The organism is Curtobacterium sp. L1-20, assembly GCF_048755855.1.
Classification (GTDB): domain Bacteria; phylum Actinomycetota; class Actinomycetes; order Actinomycetales; family Microbacteriaceae; genus Curtobacterium.
Genome location: NZ_CP151473.1, coordinates 1,409,414 through 1,434,057, shown reverse-complemented (window position 1 = coordinate 1,434,057; position 24,644 = coordinate 1,409,414). Strand labels below are relative to the sequence as shown.

At 71.2% G+C, this 24,644-nt stretch carries 26 protein-coding genes; 9 read left to right on the top strand and 17 right to left on the bottom strand.

Annotation, left to right across the window (positions count from 1 at the left end):
* Positions 1-57: 57 nt before the first annotated feature.
* Positions 58-1,245: a MalY/PatB family protein gene (locus tag AAEP86_RS08360; protein WP_420370081.1), complete on the bottom strand. Its 1,188-nt coding sequence runs from the start codon at positions 1,243-1,245 to the stop codon at positions 58-60.
* Between the two features lie 112 nt (positions 1,246-1,357).
* Between AAEP86_RS08360 and AAEP86_RS08355 the strand changes: the two genes are divergently transcribed.
* From AAEP86_RS08355 to AAEP86_RS08345, 3 genes are all read left to right on the top strand, one after another.
* Positions 1,358-2,134 carry an isocitrate lyase/PEP mutase family protein gene (locus AAEP86_RS08355; protein ID WP_420370080.1) on the top strand — a complete coding sequence of 259 codons (777 nt, stop codon included), beginning with the start codon at positions 1,358-1,360 and terminating at the stop codon, positions 2,132-2,134.
* An 80-nt stretch (positions 2,135-2,214) separates the two neighbouring features.
* A complete protein-coding gene (locus tag AAEP86_RS08350; RefSeq protein ID WP_420370079.1) occupies positions 2,215-2,841 on the top strand; it encodes an HD domain-containing protein in 627 nt (208 codons plus the stop codon).
* A gap of 230 nt (positions 2,842-3,071) precedes the next feature.
* Complete coding sequence (locus tag AAEP86_RS08345; RefSeq protein ID WP_420370078.1) at positions 3,072-3,359, top strand: hypothetical protein; 288 nt, start codon at positions 3,072-3,074, stop codon at positions 3,357-3,359.
* A gap of 87 nt (positions 3,360-3,446) precedes the next feature.
* Here AAEP86_RS08345 and AAEP86_RS08340 read toward each other — a convergent pair whose 3' ends face one another.
* The gene (locus tag AAEP86_RS08340) at positions 3,447-3,818 is read right to left on the bottom strand and encodes a hypothetical protein (RefSeq protein WP_420370077.1); all 372 of its coding nucleotides are present in this window, start codon (positions 3,816-3,818) and stop codon (positions 3,447-3,449) included.
* 90 nt (positions 3,819-3,908) lie between these two features.
* Here AAEP86_RS08340 and AAEP86_RS08335 point away from each other — a divergent pair, with 90 nt between their 5' ends.
* Positions 3,909-4,379 (top strand): nucleotidyltransferase domain-containing protein, encoded by a 471-nt coding sequence (locus AAEP86_RS08335; protein ID WP_420370076.1) that lies wholly within the window; start codon positions 3,909-3,911, stop codon positions 4,377-4,379.
* Between the two features lies 1 nt (position 4,380).
* Here AAEP86_RS08335 and AAEP86_RS08330 read toward each other — a convergent pair whose 3' ends face one another.
* From AAEP86_RS08330 to AAEP86_RS08315, 4 genes are all read right to left on the bottom strand, one after another.
* Positions 4,381-4,842 (bottom strand): phage tail protein, encoded by a 462-nt coding sequence (locus AAEP86_RS08330; RefSeq protein ID WP_420370075.1) that lies wholly within the window; start codon positions 4,840-4,842, stop codon positions 4,381-4,383.
* Between the two features lie 99 nt (positions 4,843-4,941).
* Positions 4,942-5,712, bottom strand: coding sequence for a response regulator (locus AAEP86_RS08325; protein WP_420370074.1), 771 nt, complete (start codon positions 5,710-5,712; stop codon positions 4,942-4,944).
* Between the two features lie 26 nt (positions 5,713-5,738).
* The gene (gene ychF, locus AAEP86_RS08320) at positions 5,739-6,812 is read right to left on the bottom strand and encodes a redox-regulated ATPase YchF (RefSeq protein ID WP_420370073.1); all 1,074 of its coding nucleotides are present in this window, start codon (positions 6,810-6,812) and stop codon (positions 5,739-5,741) included.
* Between the two features lie 61 nt (positions 6,813-6,873).
* Positions 6,874-7,074: a hypothetical protein gene (locus AAEP86_RS08315; protein ID WP_420370072.1), complete on the bottom strand. Its 201-nt coding sequence runs from the start codon at positions 7,072-7,074 to the stop codon at positions 6,874-6,876.
* A gap of 134 nt (positions 7,075-7,208) precedes the next feature.
* Between AAEP86_RS08315 and AAEP86_RS08310 the strand changes: the two genes are divergently transcribed.
* The 3 genes from AAEP86_RS08310 to AAEP86_RS08300 all read left to right on the top strand — a co-directional run bounded on the left by AAEP86_RS08310 (position 7,209) and on the right by AAEP86_RS08300 (position 9,233).
* Positions 7,209-7,844: an exonuclease domain-containing protein gene (locus AAEP86_RS08310; RefSeq protein ID WP_420370071.1), complete on the top strand. Its 636-nt coding sequence runs from the start codon at positions 7,209-7,211 to the stop codon at positions 7,842-7,844.
* 25 nt (positions 7,845-7,869) lie between these two features.
* Positions 7,870-8,328: an SRPBCC family protein gene (locus AAEP86_RS08305; protein ID WP_420370070.1), complete on the top strand. Its 459-nt coding sequence runs from the start codon at positions 7,870-7,872 to the stop codon at positions 8,326-8,328.
* Between the two features lie 146 nt (positions 8,329-8,474).
* Entirely contained in the window at positions 8,475-9,233 is a 759-nt protein-coding gene (locus tag AAEP86_RS08300) for a GntR family transcriptional regulator (protein ID WP_420370069.1), read from the top strand.
* Between the two features lie 75 nt (positions 9,234-9,308).
* On the opposite strand, the gene AAEP86_RS08295 is transcribed toward AAEP86_RS08300, so the two are convergent.
* From AAEP86_RS08295 to iolC, 10 genes are read right to left on the bottom strand one after another with little or no spacing between them, the layout of a single operon-like run.
* Positions 9,309-10,517, bottom strand: coding sequence for a Gfo/Idh/MocA family protein (locus AAEP86_RS08295; protein ID WP_420370068.1), 1,209 nt, complete (start codon positions 10,515-10,517; stop codon positions 9,309-9,311).
* Positions 10,514-11,620, bottom strand: a complete 1,107-nt coding sequence (locus AAEP86_RS08290) for a transaldolase family protein (RefSeq protein WP_420370067.1) — start codon at positions 11,618-11,620, stop codon at positions 10,514-10,516. Before AAEP86_RS08290 ends, AAEP86_RS08295 begins: the two co-directional genes overlap by 4 nt.
* Positions 11,617-12,486 (bottom strand): sugar phosphate isomerase/epimerase family protein, encoded by an 870-nt coding sequence (locus AAEP86_RS08285; protein ID WP_420370066.1) that lies wholly within the window; start codon positions 12,484-12,486, stop codon positions 11,617-11,619. Before AAEP86_RS08285 ends, AAEP86_RS08290 begins: the two co-directional genes overlap by 4 nt.
* A gap of 3 nt (positions 12,487-12,489) precedes the next feature.
* Positions 12,490-13,542, bottom strand: a complete 1,053-nt coding sequence (locus AAEP86_RS08280; protein ID WP_420370065.1) for a Gfo/Idh/MocA family protein — start codon at positions 13,540-13,542, stop codon at positions 12,490-12,492.
* Between the two features lie 25 nt (positions 13,543-13,567).
* Complete coding sequence (locus AAEP86_RS08275; RefSeq protein WP_420370064.1) at positions 13,568-14,527, bottom strand: sugar phosphate isomerase/epimerase family protein; 960 nt, start codon at positions 14,525-14,527, stop codon at positions 13,568-13,570.
* Positions 14,528-14,558: 31 nt separating this feature from the next.
* Positions 14,559-16,448: a 3D-(3,5/4)-trihydroxycyclohexane-1,2-dione acylhydrolase (decyclizing) gene (gene iolD / locus AAEP86_RS08270; protein WP_420370463.1), complete on the bottom strand. Its 1,890-nt coding sequence runs from the start codon at positions 16,446-16,448 to the stop codon at positions 14,559-14,561.
* 17 nt (positions 16,449-16,465) lie between these two features.
* Positions 16,466-17,380, bottom strand: coding sequence for a 5-deoxy-glucuronate isomerase (iolB, locus tag AAEP86_RS08265; protein ID WP_420370063.1), 915 nt, complete (start codon positions 17,378-17,380; stop codon positions 16,466-16,468).
* A gap of 14 nt (positions 17,381-17,394) precedes the next feature.
* Entirely contained in the window at positions 17,395-18,906 is a 1,512-nt protein-coding gene (locus tag AAEP86_RS08260) for a CoA-acylating methylmalonate-semialdehyde dehydrogenase (RefSeq protein ID WP_420370062.1), read from the bottom strand.
* Positions 18,903-19,826: a class I fructose-bisphosphate aldolase gene (locus tag AAEP86_RS08255; protein ID WP_420370061.1), complete on the bottom strand. Its 924-nt coding sequence runs from the start codon at positions 19,824-19,826 to the stop codon at positions 18,903-18,905. The genes AAEP86_RS08260 and AAEP86_RS08255 overlap by 4 nt, the downstream gene beginning before the upstream one ends.
* Positions 19,819-20,829 carry a 5-dehydro-2-deoxygluconokinase gene (iolC, locus tag AAEP86_RS08250; RefSeq protein WP_420370060.1) on the bottom strand — a complete coding sequence of 337 codons (1,011 nt, stop codon included), beginning with the start codon at positions 20,827-20,829 and terminating at the stop codon, positions 19,819-19,821. Before iolC ends, AAEP86_RS08255 begins: the two co-directional genes overlap by 8 nt.
* A gap of 182 nt (positions 20,830-21,011) precedes the next feature.
* Between iolC and AAEP86_RS08245 the strand changes: the two genes are divergently transcribed.
* The gene (locus AAEP86_RS08245) at positions 21,012-22,274 is read left to right on the top strand and encodes a DNA recombination protein RmuC (protein WP_420370059.1); all 1,263 of its coding nucleotides are present in this window, start codon (positions 21,012-21,014) and stop codon (positions 22,272-22,274) included.
* Between the two features lie 141 nt (positions 22,275-22,415).
* Here AAEP86_RS08245 and glpX read toward each other — a convergent pair whose 3' ends face one another.
* A complete protein-coding gene (gene glpX, locus AAEP86_RS08240) occupies positions 22,416-23,405 on the bottom strand; it encodes a class II fructose-bisphosphatase (RefSeq protein ID WP_420370058.1) in 990 nt (329 codons plus the stop codon).
* A 130-nt stretch (positions 23,406-23,535) separates the two neighbouring features.
* Between glpX and fbaA the strand changes: the two genes are divergently transcribed.
* Complete coding sequence (gene fbaA, locus AAEP86_RS08235; protein WP_420370057.1) at positions 23,536-24,564, top strand: class II fructose-bisphosphate aldolase; 1,029 nt, start codon at positions 23,536-23,538, stop codon at positions 24,562-24,564.
* Positions 24,565-24,644 lie beyond the last annotated feature (80 nt).

The window sequence follows — 24,644 nt, the reverse complement described above, 5'->3', positions numbered from 1 at the left end:
CGCCACGGACCGACCGACGCCGAGGCACGCGCAGCGCGCAAGCACGCGCTCGCGCCCTCACGCGACGTGCCAGATCAACCCCTCCTGCGCGCTCGACGGGTACGCCGACGCGATCCGGAAGACGGCCTCGCGCAGCGTCTCCGGTGAGCAGGCCAGGTTGAGCCGCACGAACCCCCGCCCCTGGGAACCGAAGCCGAGCCCCGAGTTCAGCGCGACGTAGGCGTGCTCACGCAGCGGGACGGCCGGGTCGTCGCCGAGGCCGATCCCGCGGAAGTCGAGCCACGCCAGGTACCCTGCTCGCGGCCGGGTGTAGACGACCCCCGGCAGGTGCTCCGCCAGGAGCTTCGCGAGCAGCCGGTCGTTCGCGACGATCCGCGACACCACCTCGTCGAGCCACGCCGTCCCCACCGTGAACGCTGCGAGGTTCGCGTGCAGCCCGAGGATGCTCGTCCGGCAGGCGACCTCCTCCCACAGCGTGTCGAGCAGCGCGGCGGTCCGCGGGTCGCCGGCGACGATGATCGAGCACTTCACGCCGGCGAGGTTCCAGCCCTTGCTCGCGCTGGTCACGCACACGCTCCGCGCCCCGACCGGCTCCGCGACGGCGGCGAACGGCGTGAACTCGACGCCGGGGTGGGTGAGCGGCGCGTGGATCTCGTCGCTGATGACGAGCACGTCGTACCGCGCGGCGAGCTCGGCGACGGCGAGCAGGTCCGTCCGGTCGTGGACGAGGCCCACCGGGTTGTGCGGGTTGCAGAGCAGGAAGACGCCGACGCCGCTCGCGAAGGCTCGTTCGAGGCCGTCCAGGTCGAGGCGGTAGGTACCCCACTGCTCGAGGAGGGGGACCTCCTCCACCTGACATCGGGCCTCCGCCACGAGCTCGAAGAACGGCGGGTAGACCGGCGGCGTGATCGCGACGCGGCCGCCGTCCGGCAGGGCGAGACGCAGCGACTCCACGATGCCGACGCTGACGTCGGTGGCCAGGTGGATGCGCGACGGATCGATCTCCCACCCCCACCGTTCGGCGGCGAACGCCGCGAACGCGGGCGCGAGCGGCCCCGGTCCGTCGAGGTACCCGAGGTCGGACTGCTGGACGCGCTCGATCAGCGCCTGTCGGATCTCCGGAGCGACGTCGTGGTCCATCTCGGCGACGAACAGCGGGAGCACGTCGGGCGCGTACCGCGTCCACTTGATGCTGGTGCGGACCCCGCGGAGCGTGCCGACCGGGTCCTGTTCGTCGCTCACCATGCGTCCCAGCATGCATCGCCCGGGAGGCGCGGCGCGACTCCGGCCGTCATCTCGCGTCGTCCGGGGGTCCGGCTGCGGCCGTGGGCCGCCCCGTCGGCCTACTGTCGGCTGCATGAGCACGAGCACCGCCGAGAAGGCGACCACACTCAAGCAACTGCACGAAGCACCCGAGATCCTCCGGGTCGTCAACGTCTGGGACGCGATCAGCGCGAAGGTCGTCAGCGACCTCCCCGGCACGACGGCGATCGCCACGGCCGGACACTCGATCGCCGCGTCGTACGGGTACGACGACGGCGGGATGCCGCTCGACCTCGCCCTCGCCGGGGCCGCCACGATCGTCGCAGCCACCGACCTGCCCGTCACCGCGGACCTCGACGACGGGTACGAGGACCCGGCCGAGACGATCCGTCGCGCGATCGGCGCCGGGATCGTCGGTGCCAACGTCGAGGACCGGCTCCGCCCGTTCGACGAGGCCGTCGCCCGGGTCGCCGCGATCACCGCCGCCGCCCGCGCCGAGGGCATCGACTTCCAGCTGAACGCCCGGACGGACGCGATCGCCCGGGGCGGTGACCGTCCGATCGACGAGAGCGTCGAGGACGCGATCGCCCGCGGCAAGGCCTTCCTCGACAACGGTGCCGCCCTCGTGTTCGTGCCCGGCGCGATCGACCGCTCCGTGGTGGAGCGGCTCGTCGCCGGTCTCGGCCGCGGCAAACTGTCCGTGATCGGCCTGCCGGGAGCCCTCCCCGCCGCCGAGTACGAGGCGCTCGGCGTCGCCCGGATCTCCTACGGCCCGTTGACGCAGCGCGTCGCGCTGCGCGCGCTGCGCGACCTGGCGACCGACCTCTACGGCGACGGCGTCGTGCCGGAGGACACCCCGGCGTTGAACTGACCCCGGGGACGGACGGGAGGCGCGTGGCGGGGCCGCCACGCGCCTCCCGTCCGCACGGCGGTGTCCGCTAGCGTCGTGTCATGGCCCTGGACGTCCACGCGCTGCTGACCCCGCCCTCCCCCGTCGCGGCCCGTGCGCTCGACGTGGTCCGCGCGTGGTCGTCGCCGGCGCTCGTGAACCACTGCCTGCGGTCGTGGGCGTGGGCGTCACTGCTCGCCCCGACGATCGACCTCGACCCGGATCGCGAGCTGCTCTTCGTCGCGTCGATGCTCCACGACCTCGGCGTGACACCGACGTTCGACGCACACGCTGTGCCCTTCGAGGACGCCGGTGGCGCCGTCGGGTCCGTGTTCGCGCTCGGAGCCGGGTGGGACGCAGGACGTGCCCGTCGTGTCGCCGAGGTCGTCGAACGGCACATGTGGCAGTCCGTCGACCCGGCGCTCGACGCCGAGGGGCACCTGCTCGAGGTCGCGACCTCCCTCGACGTCTCCGGCATCGGCTTCGACCGGTGGGACGCGGCCGACCTCCGAGCGGTCACCGCCGCGGTCCCGCGCCTCGACTTCTCGACGGCGTTCGACGGTCTCGTGCACGGGCAGGCCGAGCGGAAGCCGTCCTCGGCGGCCACCCGGCTCGACCGGTCGGGGAACGTCGCGGCCGGTGGCCGGCGCTGGGACGAGTTGCTGGCGCCACAGCCCGACGTGGTGTAGTGTCTTCAGTTGGTGCACTGCAGCGAACCCATCTGACTCGCGCACACCGACCGTCTCGAAGCCGACTCACCCGAGTCGCATTCCCGCGAGACCCCCGCTCGATCCGAACGGACGAGCTGCACGTTGAAACGCGACGTGCGCGCCCCGCACCCGATGCGTCGGCCCGGACTCAGCCGTCCGCCGACACCGGGTCGCCCTGGCGCCGAACGACCAGGAAGTACCGCAACACCATGACCAGCAACGAACGAATCACCATCATCGGCACCGCTCTCGCGGCGCCGACCGTCTCCCCCGACCGCATCGCCGAGTTCGGGGTGCGCGACGAGCGCTCGCAGCGCGAGTACCTCGTCCGCATCCCCGCCGACGACCTCGGTCTCTTCATCACCCGTGGTGCCCGCGTGGACATCGACGGCGAGGCCGGCTGGACCGTCCCCGGCCGCTCGTGGCGCGGCGAAGCGAGCCGCACGCTCGTGCAGGCCCAGAGCGTCCGCGTGGGCGAGCTGGCCCTCGCCGCCTGAGTCCCGCACCGCACACACGGAAGCCGCCGAGCACTGCTCGGCGGCTTCCGTCGTCCAGGGACCGGTGCGCGCAGACTGCCTGCTCGGTCAGGACCGGTCAGTGAACGGCGCGTCCGCGTCGTCCACCCCCGCCGGTCCGTCCGCGCCGCGGAACCGGTTGCCGCCGTCCGCGTCGATCGGGCGCAGGTCACCGGCGCGGCCGGCTGCGTCCCGCAGGTGTCGGACGAACCCGTGGTCCTCCGGCTCGAGCTCGTCGTCCGGAGCCGCCGTGAGCGTCAGCTCGCTCGCCGGGCCGATCAACACGGTGGTCCGGGTCACCGAGCCGTCGTCGGCGACGGCCGGGATCGCGACGGTGTCGGTCCTCCCGTTCGCGCCGAGGACCGCCGCGTAGTCGAGTACTGCGTCGGCGATCGCGTCGCCCGTCAAGATCATGCTGTTGTCGTAGTGGATGTACTTCACGATGCCTCCCCACGACGACGCTAGGTGGGCAGGCTCGTCGTCGACTCAACATGTGCGTGCAACGGCCAGAACCGCCTGTACCGTGCCCCGGTGGAAGCAGTCGGAGTGGGCACACTGATCCGGGCCGCCCGACAGGACATCGGGATGTCGATGGATCGCCTCGCAGCAGCCGTAGGTGTTCCGACGGCTGACCTCCGTCGCTACGAGGAGTGCGCCGCACGCCCTGCGCCCGCTGTCCTCGAGCGGATCCTGTCCGCTGCGCAACTCAGGCCGAGCATCCCGCTCGCACTCGAGGCTCGCGCTGTCGCCGAGCTGGCCGAGCAGCACCATCTCCTGGACGTGCGCGTCTTCGGCTCGCTCGTGCGCGGACGCGACACCGCGGCCAGCGACATCGACCTCCTGGTGACAACGACCCCGGAGACGACGCTCTTCGATCTCGGCGGCTTCGCTCACGGCGTCGAGGAACGAACCGGCTTCCCCGTCGACATCCTGACCGACGACGACCTCCGCCAGGACCCGTACTTCGCGCATGTCCTCGACGAAGCGGTACCGCTCTGGTGACTCAGTGCTCGCCCTTGATGACAAAGTACGAGCCGCGGATCGTGCCCGCGAGCTTCGACTTCTGCCGCGCGAACTTGAACGACGCGAGTTCCTCCGGCACCTCCATGCCGTCCGACAGCTTGAAGCCCACCGCGCGCTTCCCGCCCGGTTCGAGCGTGTAGAGGACGTTGACGGCGAGACCGGACTCGTAGAAGACGTGCGTCCAGCGGATGCCGTCGACGACCGCCTCGCTCACTTCGAGTGGCTTCGACGCGATGACGATGCCGCGCTCGTCGTCGAGTACCCGTGCGACGTAGTCCACGAGTGCCGGGGCCTCGGCCGCCGTCTCGGTCGTGAACGTGTGGTCGTACTTGTTCGCGAAGTAGCGGGCCTCGTTCGCGCGCAGGCCGGCGAGGGCGTCGGCGACCGGCGAGGACTCGACGCCGACGGTGGACACGTTCACGAAGTCGACGGTGTGGGACATCGGGTCACTCCATTCGAGCCAGCTACGTACCGTGACCTCGACAGTAGCGCTGGCGCGACCCAAGGCGGCCGCGCGGGGTCCTTTAGCGGTTCACCGTGGTCAGCCCCGGAGCGCGTCGACGATTGCTTTGAAGAGCCCGATTGGGTCATAGGTCGACCTCTGCCCGCCCGCCATGCGCCACTGCTGCTCGTGAGCCGGGTCATCAGATGTTGAGTACAGAATCACGCCAAGCCCCGGTACACGTTCCACAACACCGGCGAGGAGGTCATACCCGGCCAATGCCTCGTCTCCTCTGCGCATGTCCGTAATCACAAGGTCGAATTGGTTGTCCGAATCAAGCAACTTCAAGGCTTCGAACGTGTCCGTCACCAGGACCGAGCGGCTCCCAGTTGCGGCAAGGATCGCTCGCTCGTTTTCGACCCAGCGAGGGTTGTCGTCCACCCAGAGCACCATCGCAGGCGGTAAAGCCTGCAGGTCTTGAAAGACATCACCAGCAACGTCTAGTTGCGCAGCCGTTAGCCGGTGGTCGCTCCTGAGCTGCTGCGCCCGGGCGAATGATTGCCTCACGCGCGTGAAGCTCCGCTCGATCCGCGCGAACGCCTTCAGACTCTCAGCCCGGCTCGCTGCGGCCGCTCGCTGCTGCACTACGAAGATTGCAGCGGCAAGGACGACACCGAAGATCGTGAACACAAGCCCGATCAACCCGAACGGCGTCACGTCGTCGTGACCCCACTGAAGACGTGTCGACCAGACTATGACCACATCGAACAACGTTACGAACACGATGAGCAGCGTGACGGAAATCGCCAGCGCCCACCGAGCGTCTAAGTTGGCTCGTGTCGGCGCGCTTGGCCGATCGTCCTGCGTCATGAGCTCCCCCTTGCTCTCGTGACTGCCTAGTTGTTGAAGCGGAACTCCACCACGTCGCCGTCCTGCATGACGTAGTCCTTGCCCTCGATGCGGGCCTTGCCGTGCGCCCGCGCCTCGGCGATCGACCCGGCCTCGATGAGGTCCGCGAACGAGATGACCTCGGCCTTGATGAAGCCCTTCTCGAAGTCGGTGTGGATGACGCCGGCGGCCTGGGGTGCCTTCCAGCCCTTGCCGATCGTCCACGCCCGCGACTCCTTGGGGCCGGCGGTCAGGTAGGTCTGCAGGCCGAGGGTGTCGAAGCCGATGCGGGCGAGCTGGTCGAGGCCCGACTCGGTCTGCCCGGTCGACTCGAGGAGCTCGGCGGCGTCGGCGGGGTCGAGCTCGATGAGCTCGGACTCCACCTGGGCGTCGAGGAACACGGCCTGGGCCGGGGCGACGAGCGCGGACAGCTCGGCCTTGCGGGCGTCGTCGGTCAGGATGGCCTCGTCGACGTTGAAGACGAAGATGAACGGCTTGGCGGACAGCAGCCCCAGCTCGGCGATCGGCGACAGGTCGATCGACGTCGCGGAGAGCAGCGTGCCCTTCTCGAGCTCGGCCTTCGCCTCGCGGGCGGTCTCGAGCACGATCGGCTCGGCCTGCTTGAGCTTGACGGTCTTCTCGTAGCGGGGCAGCGCCTTCTCGATGGTCTCGAGGTCGGCGAGGATCAGCTCGGTGTTGATGACCTCGAGGTCGTCCTTCGGGGAGACCTTGTTCGCCACGTGCACGACGTCGTCGTCGGTGAAGCCGCGGACGACCTGCGCGATGGCGTCGGCTTCGCGGATGTTCGCGAGGAACTTGTTGCCGAGCCCCTCGCCCTCGCTGGCGCCCTTGACGATGCCGGCGATGTCGACGAAGGACACCGGCGCAGGCACGGTCTTCTCGGAGTGGAAGAGCTCCGCGAGCTGGTCGAGCCGCGGGTCCGGCAGGTTCACCACACCGACGTTCGGCTCGATCGTCGCGAACGGGTAGTTCGCCGCGAGGACCTGGTTCTTGGTCAGGGCGTTGAACAGGGTCGACTTGCCGACGTTCGGGAGACCGACGATTCCGATGGTGAGTGCCACGGGAGGACAGCCTACCGGCGGCAGCGTGACGGGGCCGACCCGCGCCTCCCGGCCGACGGCGTCAGTGCTGCCAGCCGGACAGCAGGAACACCCACAACCCGGTCCACAAGCCGTAGGCGGTGCCTGCGACGATCACCGCGACGGTGGCGCCGCACGCGAGGAGTGCGGCGCCGAGGCCGACCACCCGCTGCGCCGTCCGGTCCCGCGCCTCGACGCGTTCGGCGCCGGCCAGCAGTTCGTCCATGTCGCGTGGATCCCCCATGCGGGCAGCGTACGGCTGTGGCCACCCCGGCGGTACTCCCGCTTCGGGGCACACGCGGCGGGACGTGACGAGCAGGGCACGCAACGCCGACCCGGGTTCCGACGATGTCGGCACCGCGTGCGACGATCGGACCCGTGCCGTTGAACTTCACCGCGATCGACTTCGAGACCGCGAACAGCTCGCCCGCCAGCGCCTGCTCGGTCGGACTCGTCAAGGTCCGCGCGGGGAAGGTCGTCGAACGGGCCTCGTGGTTCATCCGACCGCCCGTCGGTCACGACGCCTTCCTCGAGTGGAACACGCGCATCCACGGCATCGTCGCGTCCGACGTCCTGCACGCGAAGTCCTGGGAGCAGCAGTACCCGGACATCGTGGCCTTCGCTGCCGGCGACGTCCTCGTCGCGCACAACGCCCGCTTCGACATGGGCGTGATCGCCGGTGGCTGCTCGGCGACGGGCATCGACATCGCCGAGCACCACTCGCTGTGCTCGCTGCAGGTGGCCCGCAAGACCTACACGCTCGACTCGTACCGCCTGCCGATGGCCGCGCGCGCAGCCGGCTTCGAGGGGTTCCAGCACCACGACGCCGCGGCCGACGCCGAGGCCTGCGCGGCGATCGTCGTGCACGCCGCCGGCCACCACGGCACCGACACGGTCGAGGCACTCGGCGCTGCCACCCGCGTGCACATCGCGCCGGTCCGTCCGCGCGCGGAGAAGCCGCGGACGACGCCGCAGCCGCGGCTGTCGAACCGGCCGATGATCTTCGCCGACTGAGCGACCCGGCCACTACGCTCAGCGCATGGCAGCGACCAGCACCGTGCAGCGTGAGGCCGTCATCGCCGCGCCGGCAGCGGCGATCCTCCCGTACCTCGCCGACCTCCACCGGTGGGAGGCGTGGTCGCCGTGGGAGGGGCGGGACCCCGACCTGCACCGCGAGTACGGCGGCGAACCGGGCGCCGTGGGGTCGACCTACGCGTGGCGCGGCAACCGCAAGGCCGGGAGCGGAGACATGACGGTCCGACGGGTGACCCCGCACGAGGTGGAGATCGCCCTGCGGTTCACCGCGCCGTTCGCGTCGGAGAACACCACCGCGTTCCGGCTCGACGAGGTGCCCGGCGGCACCACGGTCGTGTGGACGATGACGAGCCCGGTGACCGCGATGTCCCGGATCGTCAACCTGTTCATGAACATGGAGCGCTTCGTCGGTGGCGACTTCGAGAAGGGTCTGGCCACCCTGCGGACGGTCGTCGAGCGCTGACCGGCGCGGCCTCGAGTCGATCAGCGGGGACCCCGAGGTACGCCTCGGGTCCTGCCGGGTGCAGCTCTGGACGACGGAGCGCCGGTGGTATTGTCATGACATTCCCTCGGCACCGTTGCCGACCCGCACTCCCCCGAAGGACCGCGATGACCAACGATGGCCAGCTGCCGTCCGACCTGTTCATGGACCTGGACCGGTCGGGGCCGATGCCCCTGTACTTCCAGGTCGCCTCGCGCATCGAGGAGTCGATCCGGTCCGGTGCCATGCCTCCCGGAGCGCGGCTGGAGAACGAGATCGCCCTCGGCGAGCGCCTCGGGCTGTCCCGACCGACGATCCGTCGGGCCATCCAGGACCTGGTCGACAAGGGCCTGCTCGTGCGGCGCCGCGGCATCGGCACGCAGGTCGTGCACGGTCCGGTGACCCGCAAGGTCGAGCTGACGAGCCTCTACGACGACCTCGCGCAGGGCTCGCAGGCCCCGGCGACGACCCTGCTCGCACGGGACGACGTCCCGGCGCCGGACGCCGTGGCCGAGGCGCTCGGTGTGGCTCCGGGGACGACGGTGGCCCACATCCGCCGCGTCCGCTTCGCCGAGGACGTGCCGATGGCGATCCTCGAGAACTACCTGCCGCCGGAGTTCCTCGAGATCACCGACGAGGACCTGCGGACCCACGGGCTCTACCAGCTCCTCCGCGGCCGCGGTGTCACCATGCGCGTCGCGAAGCAGCGGATCGGGGCCCGCGCGGTGACCGACGACGAGGCGGCCCTCCTCGAGATCGAGGACGGCGACCCGGTGCTCACGATGAGCCGGACGGCGTACGACGCCTCGGGGCGCGCGGTCGAGTACGGCGTGCACTGCTACCGGCCGGACCGCTACTCGTTCGAGGTCACGCTCGTCGACAAGTGACGACGGTCGCTGGTCGCGACCGCGGTCGGACGGGAGGCGCGGTGCGGGCCGGCACCGCGCCTCCCGTCCGTCTCGTCACCCGTCCAGCACAGGGGTCGCTGCGGTGGAGGTGACCGGCCCGTCGACGCGGGCGACGTCGTGCCAGGCACCGTCGGCGAGGGACGCCTCCGCCGCCTCCACGATCGAGGCCGCGGACAGGCCGTCGGCGACCGACGGCGCGAGCTGCTTCCCGCGTCGCACACTCGCGATGAACTGCGCCGCCTCGATCGTCTTCAGGTCGTCGTACCCCATCGCGGTCCCGGCGCCGGGCTGGAACCGGGCGAACTCCCCGTCCCCCGGAGCGACGTGGTGCGTGGCGTACCCGTCCACCTCCTGCCCGTCGAGGAAGACCTCGAGTTCGTTGAGCCGCTGGAAGTCCCACCGCAGGGATCCCCTCGTGCCGTAGACCTCGATCGTGTACTCGGCGTGGGGACCGCGCATGACCCGGCTGGAGTCCATCGTCCCGACCGCGCCGTCCTCGAAGCGGAAGAGGAGTGCGGCGTAGTCCTCGTTCTCGACCCGCCCCGGTGCGCCGGTCGCAGCCGCCGACCGGTCGACGATGCCGGCGCCGGGCACCGGCCGCTCGGTGATGAACGTCTCGGCGACGGCGCTGACGCTCGCGATCCGACCGACCAGGTACTGCGCCAGGTCGAGTCCGTGCGAGAGCAGGTCGCCGAGGACGCCCGAGCCGGCACGGTCGCGCTCGAACCGCCAGGTCAGGGGCGCGGCGGGGTCGGCGGAGTAGTCGGCGAGCAGCGACCCGCGGACGTTCGTGATCCGTCCGAGCCGCCCGCTGCGCACGAGGTCCCGTGCACGTTGGACGGCGGGCGCGTGCCGGTAGTTGAACCCGACGGCCGTGACGACGCCCGCCTGCTGGACGGCGTCGTGGATGGCACGCGAGTCGCTGGCGGAGCGGCCCATCGGCTTCTCGATCCAGAACGGTTTGCCCGCTGCTGCGGCGGCGACCGCCATCTCGCGGTGCAGGAAGTTCGGCGAGCAGATCGACACGACGTCGACGGAGGGGTCGGCGAGGACGTCGTGGTGGTCGGCCACCGCGCGCTCGTAGCCGAGCCGCGTGACCGCCTGCTCGCGGGCGGCCTCGACGGGGTCGGCGGCGACGACGAGCCGCGGCCGGACGCCGAGCTCGGGGAAGTGGTCGGGCAGCGCCCGGTACGCGCGGGAGTGCAGTCTGCCCATCCACCCGACCGAGACCAGCCCGACGCCGATCGTGTCCGGGCCGCTCATGCCGCCGGCACCACGATGTCGCGGACGAGCGCGTCGAGCTTCGCGTCCGCGTCGAGGAACTGGCGCAGCGTCGTGACCGTCGCGCCGAACCGGTCGAACTCGTCGATCGTCATGCCGTCGACGTCGTACCCGCGGGCGAACTCCGGCGTCGCCCGCCGCAGCGCGTCGAGGACGTGGTCCGGCACGGCGTCGTCGATGGCGTCGGGGCGGAACGGCACGGCGTTGTCGTTGATGTCCTTCGTCCACTGGAACGGCGGCGAGACCACGAGGTCGCCGCCCTGGAACTCGGACCACTGCAGCGCGTTCCGGAACGCGGCGACGAGCACCCGGGACCGGAAGCCCCGTTCGCGGAAGACGCGGTACGCGTGCTTCACGGCCGCGACGCCGGCCCACTCGAGGTACCCGGGGTCGATCATGACGTGCTCGCGCGCGACGACGGTCTTCAGCCAGTCGTCGAACCGACCGGCCATGAGCGTCACGACGTGGCCGAACTCCTGCTCCGGCAGCCCCTCGGCGGCGCGACGGTCGAGCGCGCGCTCGATGGCCTCGCCGACGGCGACGACCTGCGGCACCGTGAACGACACGGTCGCGTTGATCGACACCCCGCGGTACGCGGCCTCCTCGATCGCGGCGATGCCGACCTTCGTCGCCGGGATCTTCACGATGATGTTCGGCGCGAGACCGGAGAACCGGACGGCCTGCTCGACGAGGGCGTCGCGGTCGCGGTGCAGGCGCGGGTCGGTCTGCATCGAGAGCCGGCCGTTGCGACCACCGGAGGCCTCGAACGCGGGCAGGAGCTGCGCGGCCGCGGCGATCGAGAGCTCCTCGACGGCTTTCCAGCCGATCCAGGACTCCCCCGCGGTCGGGTGCTCGGCGGCGATATGGCGGATCCGCGGCTCCCACGTCCCGGGGTCCTGCTGGATGCAGGTGTACGCGATCACCGGGTTGCAGGTCGCGCCGACCGCCCCGTACTCGTGGATGGCGGTGGACAGCTCGTGCGGGTCCGCGGAGTCGTTCCAGAGGGCCGTCGGCGTCTGCGTCGCGGCCTGCAGCGTCACCGGACGGGTGTCGACGTCCGCCGACGTGGCGGGAGCGGTCGTCATCGGGAGAGTCCCTTCGTGATCGTGTCGAGCTGGGAGCGGGAGACCGCGTCGGCGTCCTCGTCCTCGGCGAAGACGCTCGAGACGGCGACGGTGTCCTCGCGGGCGGTGAACCCGACGCGGTCGAGGGCGGCCCAGAACGCGTCGAAGTCGACGTCCGCCCGACCGACCGGCAGGTGCTGGTGGACGCGGACGGCGTTGCCCGGTGGGTTCGTGATGTAGCGCAGGCCGTGCGAGCGGCGGTGGTCGTAGGCGTCGGCGACGTGCACCAGCTGCAGTGCGTCGCCCGCCGCGTCGATGATCTCGTCCGTGTTGCCGCCGTAGTGGAACGTGTGGCAGGCGACGTAGACGAAGCCGACGTGCTTCGAGTTGAGGCCGCGGATCACCCGGAGCGCCTCGAGGCCGTCCTCGACGAAGTCGTCCGGGTGGGGGTCGATGAGCACCCGCATCCCGGAGCGCTCGATGATCGGCAGGAGTTCCTCCATCGACCGGTAGAAGGCGTCCTCGGACTCCTCGGCGCGTTCGGGGCGACCGGAGAACTCGGTGTTGATGGTGTCCACGCCGAGCCGCTTCGTGATCTCGATGACCCGCTTCCACTTCGTCACCGCTGCCTCGCGGGCGTCCCGGTCGGGCCCCGACCACCGCAGGACCGGCAGCACACTGGCGATCTGCACGCCCGCGGCCGCGCAGGCCGCCGCGAACGCGTCGACGAGCTCGTCGTCGGCCTTCGGGTGGCGGTGGAAGGGGATGAAGTCGCGGTGCGGGGTGAGCTGCAGGTACTCGTAGCCCAGGTCGGCGACCTTCTGCGGGAACTCCAGCAGCGACAGGTCGTGGTGGTACGGGGTCGGGTCGAGGGCGATCTTCGGCACCGGTCAGGCTCCCCGGGGCGCAGTGTCGCCCCCGTCGTAGAAGGCGGGCCTGGCGGTGGCGTAGGTCACCTGCTCGAGCGCACCGGACTGCTGCGCGCGGACGGCGACCTCGGCGACGACGGACGCCGTGTAGCCGTCCCACGCGCTCGGTCCGTCGATGCCGCCGTGCTTCGCGGCGTCGACCCAGCGCTGGACCTCCTCGTCGTAGGCGGCACCGAAGCGCTCGACGAACGACGGGGTGACGCCCTGCCCGGAGACGCCCTGCGACACGAGCGTCAACGACGTCTCACGGCCGATGTACGCGACGCCGGACTCGAAGACGGCGTCGGTCGTGACCTGGTACCCGAACTGCGCGTTCACGTTGATCTCGACGATCGCCATCGTGCCGGACTCCGTCGTGAAGAGGACGAACTGCGGCTCGGGCAGGTCCGCCGGCGCGAGCGAGTTCTTCCGGGGCTTCTTCACCTCGACGCTCGTGATCGCCTCGCCGGTGATGAACGGGATGATGTCGATCTCGTGGATCACCGAGTCGTGGATGAGCATCGACTCGCTGAAGTTCGGCGGTGTCGTCGGGTTGCGGTGCGCGTGGTGCAGGGCGAGCAGGGCGCCGTTCGCGCCGGACTCGCGGAGGGCCCGCAGCTCCTGGTAGCCCGCGTCGAACCGGCGCATGAACCCGACCTGGATCCGCGGGCGCTCGGCGGTCGCCTGCTCGAGCTCGACGATGCGCAGCGAGTCCTCGGCGCTCGTGGTGAGGGGCTTCTCGCAGAGGACGGCGAGACCGCGCTCGAGCGCCGGTACGAGGACCGGCTCGTGCAGGAACCCGGGGGTCGCGACGATCACCGCGTCGATCGCGGTGGCGTCGAGGGCGTCCTCGAACGACGCCGCGGTGATCGCGCCCGGTGCGTTCGCCGCGGCGGCCGTCGCACGGGCGGTGTCCGGGTCGACGATCGCCACGACGTCGGCGCCGGCGGTGGTCGAGGTGATCCGACGGACGTGGTCGCTGCCCATGGCGCCCGCGCCGACGACGGCGACGCGGAGGTTCTCGGTGGTGCTCATGCTGTTCTCCTGTGGGTGGACGGCGTCAGGACGTGCGGGCGGCGGTGGTCGCGCCGAAGATGTGCTGGAACGTCCGCTCGGCGATCGGTCCGGGGGCGTCGACGGCGCAGCCGTACATGTCCTGCTCGACGATGCCGAAGATCTCCGGGTCGATCGCCGCGACGGCCTCGATGATCGGCGCGAGCGCCGGGGAGCCGTGCGGCGGTTCGGTCATGATCCCCTGCGCGACGGCGGTGGCGAACGGGACGTCGTGCTCCAGCACGTCGGACAGCAGCTCGGTGTCCACCTGCTTGAGGTGCAGGTACCCGATGCGCTCCGGGTGCTCGGCGATGAGCCGCAGGTTGTCGCCGCCGTAGTACGCGAAGTGCCCGGTGTCGAGGCAGAGGTTCGTGTACGCCGGATCCGTCTCGGACAGGAAGCGCACGGTCTCCTCGTACGTGCCGACGTGGCTGTCGGCGTGCGTGTGGAACTGCTGGTGGACGCCGAACTCCTCGAGCAGGGCCTTGCCGAGCTGGTCGTGGCCCCTGCCGAGCCGGTCCCACTGCTCGTCGGTGAGGGTCCGCGGTTCGAGGACCTCCTCGGTGGCGTCGGACCGCCACAGGTCCGGGATCGTCACGAGGTGCCGTGCGCCGAGCGCCGCCGCGAGCCCGGCCACCGCGACGGCCTGGTCCCAGGCGCGCTGGAACTGGTCGTCGCCCTTGTGGAAGCCGGTGAACACGGTGCCGGCGGACAGCTTGAGCCCACGGGACTCGAGCTCGTCGGACAGCTGCGCGGGATCGGTGGGCAGGTACCCGTAGGGTCCGAGTTCGATCCACTCGTACCCGGCGGCGGACGCCTCGTCGAGGAACCGCTGCCACGGCACCTGCCGGGGGTCGTCGGCGAACCACACGCCCCACGAGTCGGGGGCCGTGCCGATGCGGATGGAGGCCGGGGCGCCGGTGGCGGGGCCGTCGCCGGGCGTCGCGGGGGTGACGGTGTCGGTCATGACGTCGCTGTCGCTTCCTGTCGGAGGGGTGTCAACCGAGCAGGGGCCGCTGCGCCGCGACCTGCTGCTCGTACTCGGCGCGGGCGGCCCGCGTGCTCTCGAGCGTGGCGGTCTGCGCCACCGGCACGTCCCACCAGCCGTCGCCGTCCGGCGCGTAGACCAGCGGGTCCGCGTTCACGTGCACGAGGGTGGTGTGGTCGTTGGCCTTCGCCTGACGCACCGCGGCGCGCAGGTCCTCGATGCTGTCCGGCCCCGGCTGCACCTCGATGACGTCGACGCCGTACGAGCGGGCGTTCGCCGCCAGGTCGACGGGCAGCGGGTCGCCGTCGTCGAACGACTGCGTCTCGTCGCGGTAGCGGTACCGGGTGCCGTAGCGCTCCGACCCGACGGTCTCGGACAGGTGCCCGATCGATGCGTACCCGTGGTTCTGCACGAGGACGACGATGATCTTGAGTCCCTCGGCCACCGCGGTCACCAGCTCCGTGTGCAGCATCAGGTAGGAGCCGTCACCGACCATCACGATCGTGTCGCGGTCCGGGGCACCCCGACGGACGCCGAGGCCGCCGGCGATCTCGTAGCCCATGCACGAGAAGGCGTACTCGACGTGGTAGCCGAGGTCGTCACGCACCCGCCACAGCTTGTGGAGGTCGCCCGGCAGCGACCCCGCCGCCTGGACCACGACGTCGCGCGGGTCGGACGCGGACTGCACGGCGCCGATGATCTCCGGTTGGCCGGGCAACGCGGCGCCCGACGGGGCGAACGCCTCGTCGACCACCGCGTCCCACGCGGCCTTCCGCGAGGCGATCTCGGCGGCGTACGCGGGGTCCACGACGGACGCGGGGTCGGCCGTCAGCGCCGCGGTCAGGGCGACCAGCGCCTCCCGGGCGTCCGCGACCACCGGCAGCTGCGTGCCGTGCTTGTACGCGTCGAACGCGGCGACGTTGACGTTGACGAACGTGACGTCCGGGTCCTGGAACGCGGTCCGCGACGCCGTCGTGAAGTCGCTGTACCGCGTCCCGATGCCGATCACGACGTCGGCCTGCGCGGCGATCGCGTTGGCGGCGGCGGTACCGGTCGCGCCGATCCCGCCGAGGTACTGCGGGTGGTCCCAGGGCAACGATCCGCCACCGGCCTGCGAGGTGCCGACCGGGATGCCGGTGGCCTCGACGAACGCCCGGAGCTCCGCTGCGGCGTCCGAGTACAGGACCCCGCCGCCGGCCACGACGAGCGGACGCTCCGCGGCGGCGATCGCGGCCACCGCTCGCGCCAGCGGGCCGTGCTCGGGCAACGGGCGGCGGAGGTGCCACTCGCGCGGCTGCAGGAAGGCCAGCGGGACCTCCAGCTCCTCGGCCTGCACGTCCTCCGGCAGCGCGATCGTGACCGCACCGGTCTCGGCCGGGTCGGTCAGGACCCGCATCGCGGCGAGCGCGACGGAGAACAGCTGCTCCGGCCGCTCGACGCGGTCGAAGAAGCGTGACAGCGGACGGAACGCGTCGGTCACCTGCAGCGAGGTGTCGTGGGGCATCTCGATCTGCTGCAGCACCGGGTCCGTGGTCCGGGTGGCGAAGGTGTCCGACGGCAGCAGCAGCGCCGGCAGCCGGTTCGTCGTCGCGAGCGCGGCGCCGGTGAGCATGTTCGCCGCCCCGGGCCCCACGGACGCGGTGGCGGCGTAGGTCGCCCGCCGGCGGTGCATGCGGGCGTACCCGACGGCCTGGTGCACCATCGCCTGCTCGTTCCGGGCCTGGTGGTACGGCAGCAGACCGGGCTGCTCGACGTGGAGCTGCTTGACGGCCTGGCCGAGCCCCGCGACGTTGCCGTGCCCGAAGATCCCGAAGATCCCGGGGATCGTGCGCTCGCGGACGTCGCCGTCGACCGTCCACTGGTTCGCCAGGAACTCGACGAGGGCCTGGCCGACGGTCATCCGCCGCGTCTCGGTGGTCACGCGTGCTTCCTCTCGTAGGGCAGACGGGGGTCGAGCGTCTCGTGCTCCCACGTCTGCCGGACCCAGCCGTGCGCCGGGTCGTCGGTGATGTTCCACACGCGCTCCGGGTCGGGCCCGGCCATCACGTTGAGGTAGTACATGTCGTAGCCCGGCGCCGCGACCGCGGGCCCGTGCCAGCCGTACGGCACCAGGGCGATGTCGCCCGTCCGCACCTGGCGGAACTCGTCGATCGGTCGGTCGTCGGAGGCGTAGGTCCGGTGCAGGGCGAACGGGTCGGCTCCGGCCGGAGCGGCGAGGCCGCGGGCGACCGCGGCCTCGTAGTAGTAGATCTCCTCGAGGTCCGACTCCTCGCCCGGCACCGTCGTGTCGTGCTTGTGCGGCGGGTACGACGACCAGTTGCCGGCCGGCGTGATCACCTCGCACACGATGAGCTTGTCCGCGTCGAGTGCGGCCGGGGTCCCGAAGTTGTGCACCTGCCGGCTCGACCGTCCGGCGCCGCGGAGCTCGACGGGCACGTCCTGCCGGCCCACGTACGTGGTCGGCTCGACGGTGTCGGTGGGCGCCTCGGCGACCGCGACCCGACCGCTGCCGGTGATCCGCGCCTCCGTCCCGGATCCCAGGTACAGGACGTCGGTGGGGCCGTCGAAGACCCCGCTCCGTCCCTCCAGTGCCTGGTCGCCGGTTCCGGCGTCGCCCGCGTACTCGACGTGGAACGACCCGGCGAGCGGCACCACGATGCGCTCCACGGCGTCTGCCGGGAGGCGCAGCTCGCCACCGTCGGTGAGGGCGCCGGTCCGCAGGCCGGTGTGCGTCCACCCCGCGACGCGGCCGTCCACGACGTCGGTCCAGCCCGCCTCGGGGCGGGACCCGGCCGGGATGAACCAGCCGTCCTGCCGGTCGTGTCGCGTCATCGCTGTCGTCACCGTCAGCCGTTCGACGGGAAGCCGAGGTTGATGCCGCCGTGGGAGGGGTCCAGCCACCGGCTGGTGATCGCCTTCTGGCGGGTGAAGAAGCTGACGCCGTCGGCGCCGTACGCCTTGTGGTCGCCGAACAGCGACTGCTTCCAGCCACCGAACGAGTAGTAGGCGACCGGCACCGGGATCGGCACGTTGATGCCGATCATGCCGACCTGCACGTCGCGCTGGAAGCGGCGCGCAGCGCCACCGTCGTTCGTGAAGACCGCCGTGCCGTTGCCGAACGCACCGTCGTTGATCAGGGCGAGGCCCTCCTCGTAGGAGGCGACGCGGACGACGCTCAGCACCGGGCCGAAGATCTCCTCGGTGTAGACGCGGCTCGTCGTCGGCACCCGGTCGATCAGGGTCGGTCCGAGCCAGAAGCCGTTCGCGTCACCGTCTGGTCGCACGGTGCGGCCGTCCACGACGACCGTCGCGCCGTCCTGCTCCGCGACCTCGATGTACGAGGCGACCTTGTCCCGGTGCTGCTCAGTGACCAGCGGCCCCATGTCACAGCCCCGGCGCCCGTCCCCGATCCGCAGCGTCGCCGCGCGCTCGGTGATCTTCTCGACGAGCGCGTCCGCCACCGGCTCGACGGCGACGATCACCGAGATCGCCATGCAGCGCTCGCCCGCGGATCCGAAGCCCGCGTTGATGGCGTTGTCGGCGACGAGGTCGAGGTCCGCGTCGGGCAGGACGAGCATGTGGTTCTTCGCCCCGCCGAGGGCCTGCACCCGCTTGCCGTGCTTCGTCCCGGTCTCGTAGACGTACTGGGCGATCGGCGTCGACCCGACGAAGGAGATGGACTCGACGTCCGGGCTCGTGAGCAGGCCGTCGACGGCGCGCTTGTCGCCGTTGAGCACGGTGAACACACCGTCGGGCAGGCCGGCCTCCTGGAACTTCTCGGCCAGCCAGACGGCGGCGCTCGGGTCCTTCTCGCTCGGCTTGAGGACGACGGTGTTGCCGGCGGCGATCGCGATCGGCAGGAACCACAGCGGCACCATCGCCGGGAAGTTGAACGGGCTGATGATGCCCACCACGCCGAGCGGCTGCCGGATCGAGTAGACGTCGATGCCGGTCGACACCTGGTCGGAGAACTCGCCCTTCATCAGGCTCGGGATGTTCGTGGCGAGCTCGACGACCTCCTGCCCGCGGGCGATCTCGCCGAGGGCGTCGTCGATGACCTTGCCGTGCTCGCTCGTGATGATCTCGGCGAGTTCCGCCTTGTCGCGGTTGAGGACCTCGCGGAAGGCGAACATGATCTGCTGCCGCTTCGACAGCGACAGGTCGCTCCAGGCCGGGAACGCCGCCTTCGCACTCGCGATCGCCGCACGGATCTCGTCCTCGCTCGCCAACGCGACGCGCTTCGTCTCCACGCCCAACGCCGGGTCGAACACCGGCGCGGTGTCCCCCGACGTCGACTCCACACGCTTGCCGTCGATCCAGTGACCGACCGTCGTGGTGGTCTGCTCCGTGGTGGTCATGCGTTGCTTCCTTCGAGGGTGGTGGTGGACACGGTCGTGTGGACGAGGCCGGCGGCGACGTCCACCGCGGCGGCGACGTCGCCGTCCGGCGGGTAGAGCAGGGTGCGACCGACGACCAGCCCGCGGACGCCGGGCAGCGCGAGCGCGTCGGCCCACTTCGCGTAGGTCTCGAGCGGGCGGCTGGACGGGTCGCCGCCGAGCAGGAGCGTCGGCAGCGTGGTGGCCGCCATCACCCGCTCCATGTCGTCGACGACGGGGACCTTCAGCCAGCTGTAGGCGCTGGACTCCCCCAGGCCGGCGGCGATCGCCATCGACGTGATCACCGCGTCCGCGCTGAGGTCGTTGACGATCGCGTCGTCGCGCCACGCGGACACGAACGGCTCGAGCATGATCGGCAGGCGCCGCGCCGCTGCCTCGGTGACCGCGCGCGCCGTCGCCTCGAGGGTGCGGGCGGTGGCGGCGTCGGCGAGGTTGATCCGGACGAGGAGCTTCGCGAAGTCGAGCCCGGCGTCCGCGATGGACGACGCCGAGTACGCCGTGTACCGGTCGTCCATCTCGAAGGTCGCGCCGCGCAGGCCGCCGCGGTTCATCGACCCGACGACCACCTTGCCGTCGAGGGCGCCGAGGAGTGCGAGGTCCTCGATGACGTCCGGGGTGCCGAGGACGCCGTCGACGCCCGGTCGGCGGAGCGCGGTGACGAGCCGCTCGAGCAGGTCGTAGCGGTCGGCCATCGCGGACCCGTCACCGCGGACGGCGAGGGCCCCGCGCGCGGGGTGGTCCGCCGCGACGATGAAGAGCTTGCCGTCGTCGCCGAGCAGACCGCGCCGCCGGCGGGCGTCGAGCGTCGCACGGACGAGGTCGGGCTGACCGGCGCGGACGTCGCGGAGGCGGTCGAAGGCGGCGCTGCTGATCTCAGGCACGGACGGACTCCTGCGCGGTGGTGGTGCCGTCGGTCGGGTCCTCCTGCAGGAAGCGCTCGACCTCGTCGGTCGTCGGCATGGCGGTCGAGCACTCGAACCGCGTCGCGACGATGGCACCGGCGGCGTTGCAGAACGCGAGGGTCCGTCCGAGGCTCCACCCCTGCAGCAGGCCGTGGGTCAGCGCACCCCCGAAGCCGTCCCCCGAACCGAGCCCGTTGACGACCTCGATGCGGTGCGGCCGGAGCACGACGGACTCGTCGCGCGTCTTCGCCAGGACACCCTCGGGGCCCTGTTTCACGATGGCGACCTCGACGCCGCGGTCGAGCAGGGCGTCGGCGGCGCGCACCGGGTCGGTCTCCCCGACGGCGACCTCGCACTCCTCGCGGTTGCCGACGGCGACGGTCGCGTGTTCCAGGGCGACGGCGACCTCGCGGGTGGCGGCACCGGGGCTCGACCAGAACACCGACCGGTAGTCGAGGTCGAGCACGGTGTGCAGCTTCGTGTCGTTCGTCGCGTCGCTCCGTGCCCGCAGGGCGGCGTGGTGGGCGCTCCGGCTCGGTTCCTCGCTGAGCCCCGTCACCGTCGTCCAGAAGATCCGCGCCCGCTCGATCTCGTGCAGCGGCAGTGAGGCCGTCGTGATCATGAGGTCGGGTGCCTTGGGCGCCCGGTAGAAGTAGAGCGGGAAGTCGTCCGGCGGGAAGACCTCGCAGAACGCGACCGGGGTGTTGAGCCCGTCGACCGTCTCGACGAACGCGTTCGCGACGCCGAACTCCGGCAGCGTGCGGGCGATGTAGCGACCGAAGGGGTCGTTGCCGGTCCGGGTGATGACGGCGGCGTCCGCTCCGTGGCGGGCCGCGGCGATCGCGACGTTCGTGGCGCTGCCGCCCACCGACTTCGAGAAGGTCGACACGTCCTCCAGCGGACCCGTCTGCTGCGGGTAGACGTCCACGCTGACACGACCCATGGTGATCACGTCGTAGGCGTGTGGAGCGCGGTTCGTCATGCGACGGGGACCTTCCGTGCGGCTTCATCGTCGGACGATCACGACCGTACACCATGTTCGTCCTTATGTCATGACATGGGTCGGCGAGCGGGCCGGGTGATGGCGGGCGGTCGCTCGGGTCGGTCCGGCGGCACCGGTGTGCCGGGAGGCACGGTGTCGGTGGGATCTGTCACTGTCACGACATGCAGATCCTCGCCCTGGTCATCGGTCTCGCGATCGGCGCCGCCGTCGGTGCGGTCGTCGCGTGGTCCCTCGCCCGCTCGCGGGCCGGCGTGGACGCCGCCTCGGCGCGTGCCACGGCCGAGGCCCTCCGCGGGCAGCTCGACGCCGTCCGACGCGACGCCGAGGAACGGCTCGACGCCCAGGACGCCCAGTACCGCCGACAGGTGGACTCGCTCGAGCGCCGGTCCGCCGAGCTCGAGCACCTCGTCCAGCGCATGCACGGTGCCGACGCCGCGCGGTCGCAGGACGAGTCGAAGGTGCTGTCGGCGCTCAGCCCGGTCGCGCAGACGCTCGACGTGATGCGGGCCAAGATCGCCGAGCTCGAGCAGTCCCGCAGCGAGCAGTACGGCGCGCTCTCCGCGCAGCTGCGGTCGGCCGCCGAGTCCGAGGAACGCCTCCGCGCCACGGCCGACACCCTCGCCAGCGCCCTGTCGTCGAACAGCACCCGCGGGGTGTGGGGCGAGACCCAGCTGCGCAACGTGGTCGAGGCGGCAGGGCTGCTCGAACGCGTCGACTTCGACGTGCAGTCCTCGGTCACGACGACCGCCGGCGCCGCCCGACCCGACATGGTCGTGCACCTGCCCGGTGGGAAGACCATCGCCGTCGACGCGAAGGTCCCGTTCAGCGCCTACCTGCAGGCGGCCGAGATCCCGGCGACCGCGACCGGCGCCGAGGGAGCGCGACGCCAGCAGCTCGTCGCGCAGCACGTCAAGGCGCTGCGCGCGCACGTCGACGCCCTGGCCGCCCGCGAGTACTGGAGCGGGTACGACGCCTCCCCCGAACTGACCGTCGCGTTCATCCCGTCGGAGTCGCTCGTCTCGAGCGCGCTGGCGGCGGACCCCGGGCTGCTCGACCACGCCTTCCGGAAGCGGATCGCCCTGGCGTCGCCGGTGACCCTGTGGTCGGTGCTCAAGACCGTGGCGTTCTCGTGGCAACAGGACGTCGTCACACAAGAGGCACGCGAGCTCTTCACGATCTCGCGTGAGCTGCACGGGCGTCTGTCCACGATGGCGCAGCACGTCGACAAGCTCGGCCGGTCGATCCGCGGCTCCGTCGTCGACTACAACCGCTTCGTGGGCTCGCTCGAACGGCAGGTCCTGCCGAGCGCGCGACGCCTGTCCCTGCTCGACGAGTCGAAGGTCATCGCCGACCCCACTGCGATCGAGGACGAACCCCGGCTGCTCACCGCGCCCGAGCTCGTCGCCGCCGTCGACCGCGACTGAGCCGCCCCGGCGCCGGCCGCCGGGATCGCGAGCCGCCCCGCTCCGCGTCGCACCCCGGAACGGACATCGCGCCCCGTCGGGACGGGGCGCGATGTGCGCACCGGGGTGCGGTACCGGTCAGGACCGGTGGGGCTCAGCGGATCAGAACCACTTCTCGGCGCGGTGGTCGGCCTGGATGCGGCGGATGGTGTTCGACCGCGACCGGAGCACGAGCGAGTCGGTGTGGATGACGCCGCGCGAGCGGCGGACCCCGTCCACCAGGACACCGTCGGTGACGCCGGTCGCGACGAAGAACGTGTTGTCGCCCGTGACGAGGTCGTCCTGGTCGAGGACCTTGTCCAGGTCGTGGCCGGCGTCGATCGCCTTCTGGCGTTCCTCGTCGTCCTTGGGCTGGAGCTTGCCGAGGATCACGCCGCCGAGCGCCTTGATCGCGCACGCGGTGATGATGCCCTCCGGCGTGCCGCCGACACCGACGCACATGTCGATGTTCGAACCCGGCAGCGCCGCGGCGATCCCGCCGGCGACGTCGCCGTCGAGCAGCAGGCGGGTGCCCGCACCGGTGGCACGGATGGCGCGGATGAGCTCGTCGTGGCGGGGCCGGTCGAGGACGGCGACGACCATGTCCTCGAGGTCCTTGCCCTTCGCCTTCGCGAGCGCGCGGATGTTCTCGCCGATCGGCTTCTCGAGGTCGAGGACCCCACGCCCTTCGGGACCGGCGGCGATCTTGTCCATGTAGAACACCGCGGACGGGTCGTACATCGAGCCGCGGTCGGAGACGGCCATCACCGAGATCGCGTTCTGGCGGCCTGCGGCGGTGAGGGACGTGCCGTCGATCGGGTCGACCGCGATGTCGCAGGCGGGGCCGTGGCCGTTGCCGACGTGCTCGCCGTTGTAGAGCATCGGGGCGTTGTCCTTCTCGCCCTCGCCGATGACGACCACGCCGTCGAAGTTCACGGTGCCGAGGAACTTGCGCATCGCGTCCACGGCCGCGCCGTCGGCGAGGTTCTTCTCGCCCCGTCCGACCCACGGCTGCGCCCGGATCGCGGCGGCCTCGGTCGCGCGCACGAGCTCGAGCGCCAGGTTGCGGTCGGGCTGGAGGAACAGGGAGCCGGTCTCAGTGGTGGGAGTCACGACCAGAGCCTACCGAGCCGCCTCCGGGCCACCGCACGGGGTGCACGGACGTGCACGGACGTGCACGCTGTAACCCGTGGAGGGTCGCTGACTAGGCTCGGCGTCGAACCACCAGTCGAAGGAGATCGCAGTGCCCATCGCAACGCCGGAACAGTACGCCGAGATGCTCGAACGAGCGAAGGCCGGCAAGTTCGCCTACCCCGCGGTCAACGTGTCCTCGTCGCAGACGATCAACGCCGTCCTCCAGGGCCTGCAGGAAGCCGGTTCGGACGGCATCATCCAGGTGACCACCGGCGGCGCCGACTACTTCGCCGGCCACACCGTGAAGAACCGCGCTGCGGGTGCCCTCGCGATGGCGCGCTTCGCCCACGAGGTCGCCAAGAACTACGACATCACCGTCGCCCTGCACACCGACCACTGCCCGAAGGACGCCCTCGACGGCTTCGTCCTCCCGCTCATCGCAGCCAGCGAGGAAGAGGTCCGCCAGGGCCGCAACCCGATCTTCCAGTCCCACATGTGGGACGGCTCGGCCGTGCCCCTGGACGAGAACATCGAGATCGCCCGCACGATGATCGAGAAGACGCGCAACATCAACGCGATCCTCGAGGTCGAGATCGGCGTCGTCGGCGGCGAGGAGGACGGTGTCCAGCACGAGGGCACCAACGACGCCCTCTACACCACCCCGAACGACGTCGAGAAGGTCGTCGACGCGCTCGGCCTGGGTGATCAGGGTCGCTGGATCGCCGCGCTCACCTTCGGCAACGTGCACGGCGTCTACAAGCCGGGCAACGTCAAGCTCCGCCCCGAGCTCCTCGGCGAGATCCAGGCATCGGTCGCGCAGAAGCACGGCACCGGCGAGAACCCCCTCGACCTCGTCTTCCACGGCGGCTCCGGTTCGACCGACGACGAGATCCACGAGGCCGTGCGCAACGGCGTCATCAAGATGAACATCGACACCGACACGCAGTACGCGTTCACACGCTCGATCGCGGACTCGATGTTCCGGAACTACGAGGGCGTGCTGAAGATCGACGGCGAGGTCGGCAACAAGAAGCAGTACGACCCCCGCGCCTGGGGCAAGGTCGCCGAGACCGCCATGGCGGCCCGCGTCGGCGAGGCCGCGAAGGTCCTCGGCTCCGCCGGGCACACCCAGGGCTGACCAGCAGGCACCAGCCTGGAGGAACGGGGCGCGTCCGGCGGACGCGCCCCGTCCTGCGTCCGGTCACCGCCACCGCCCGT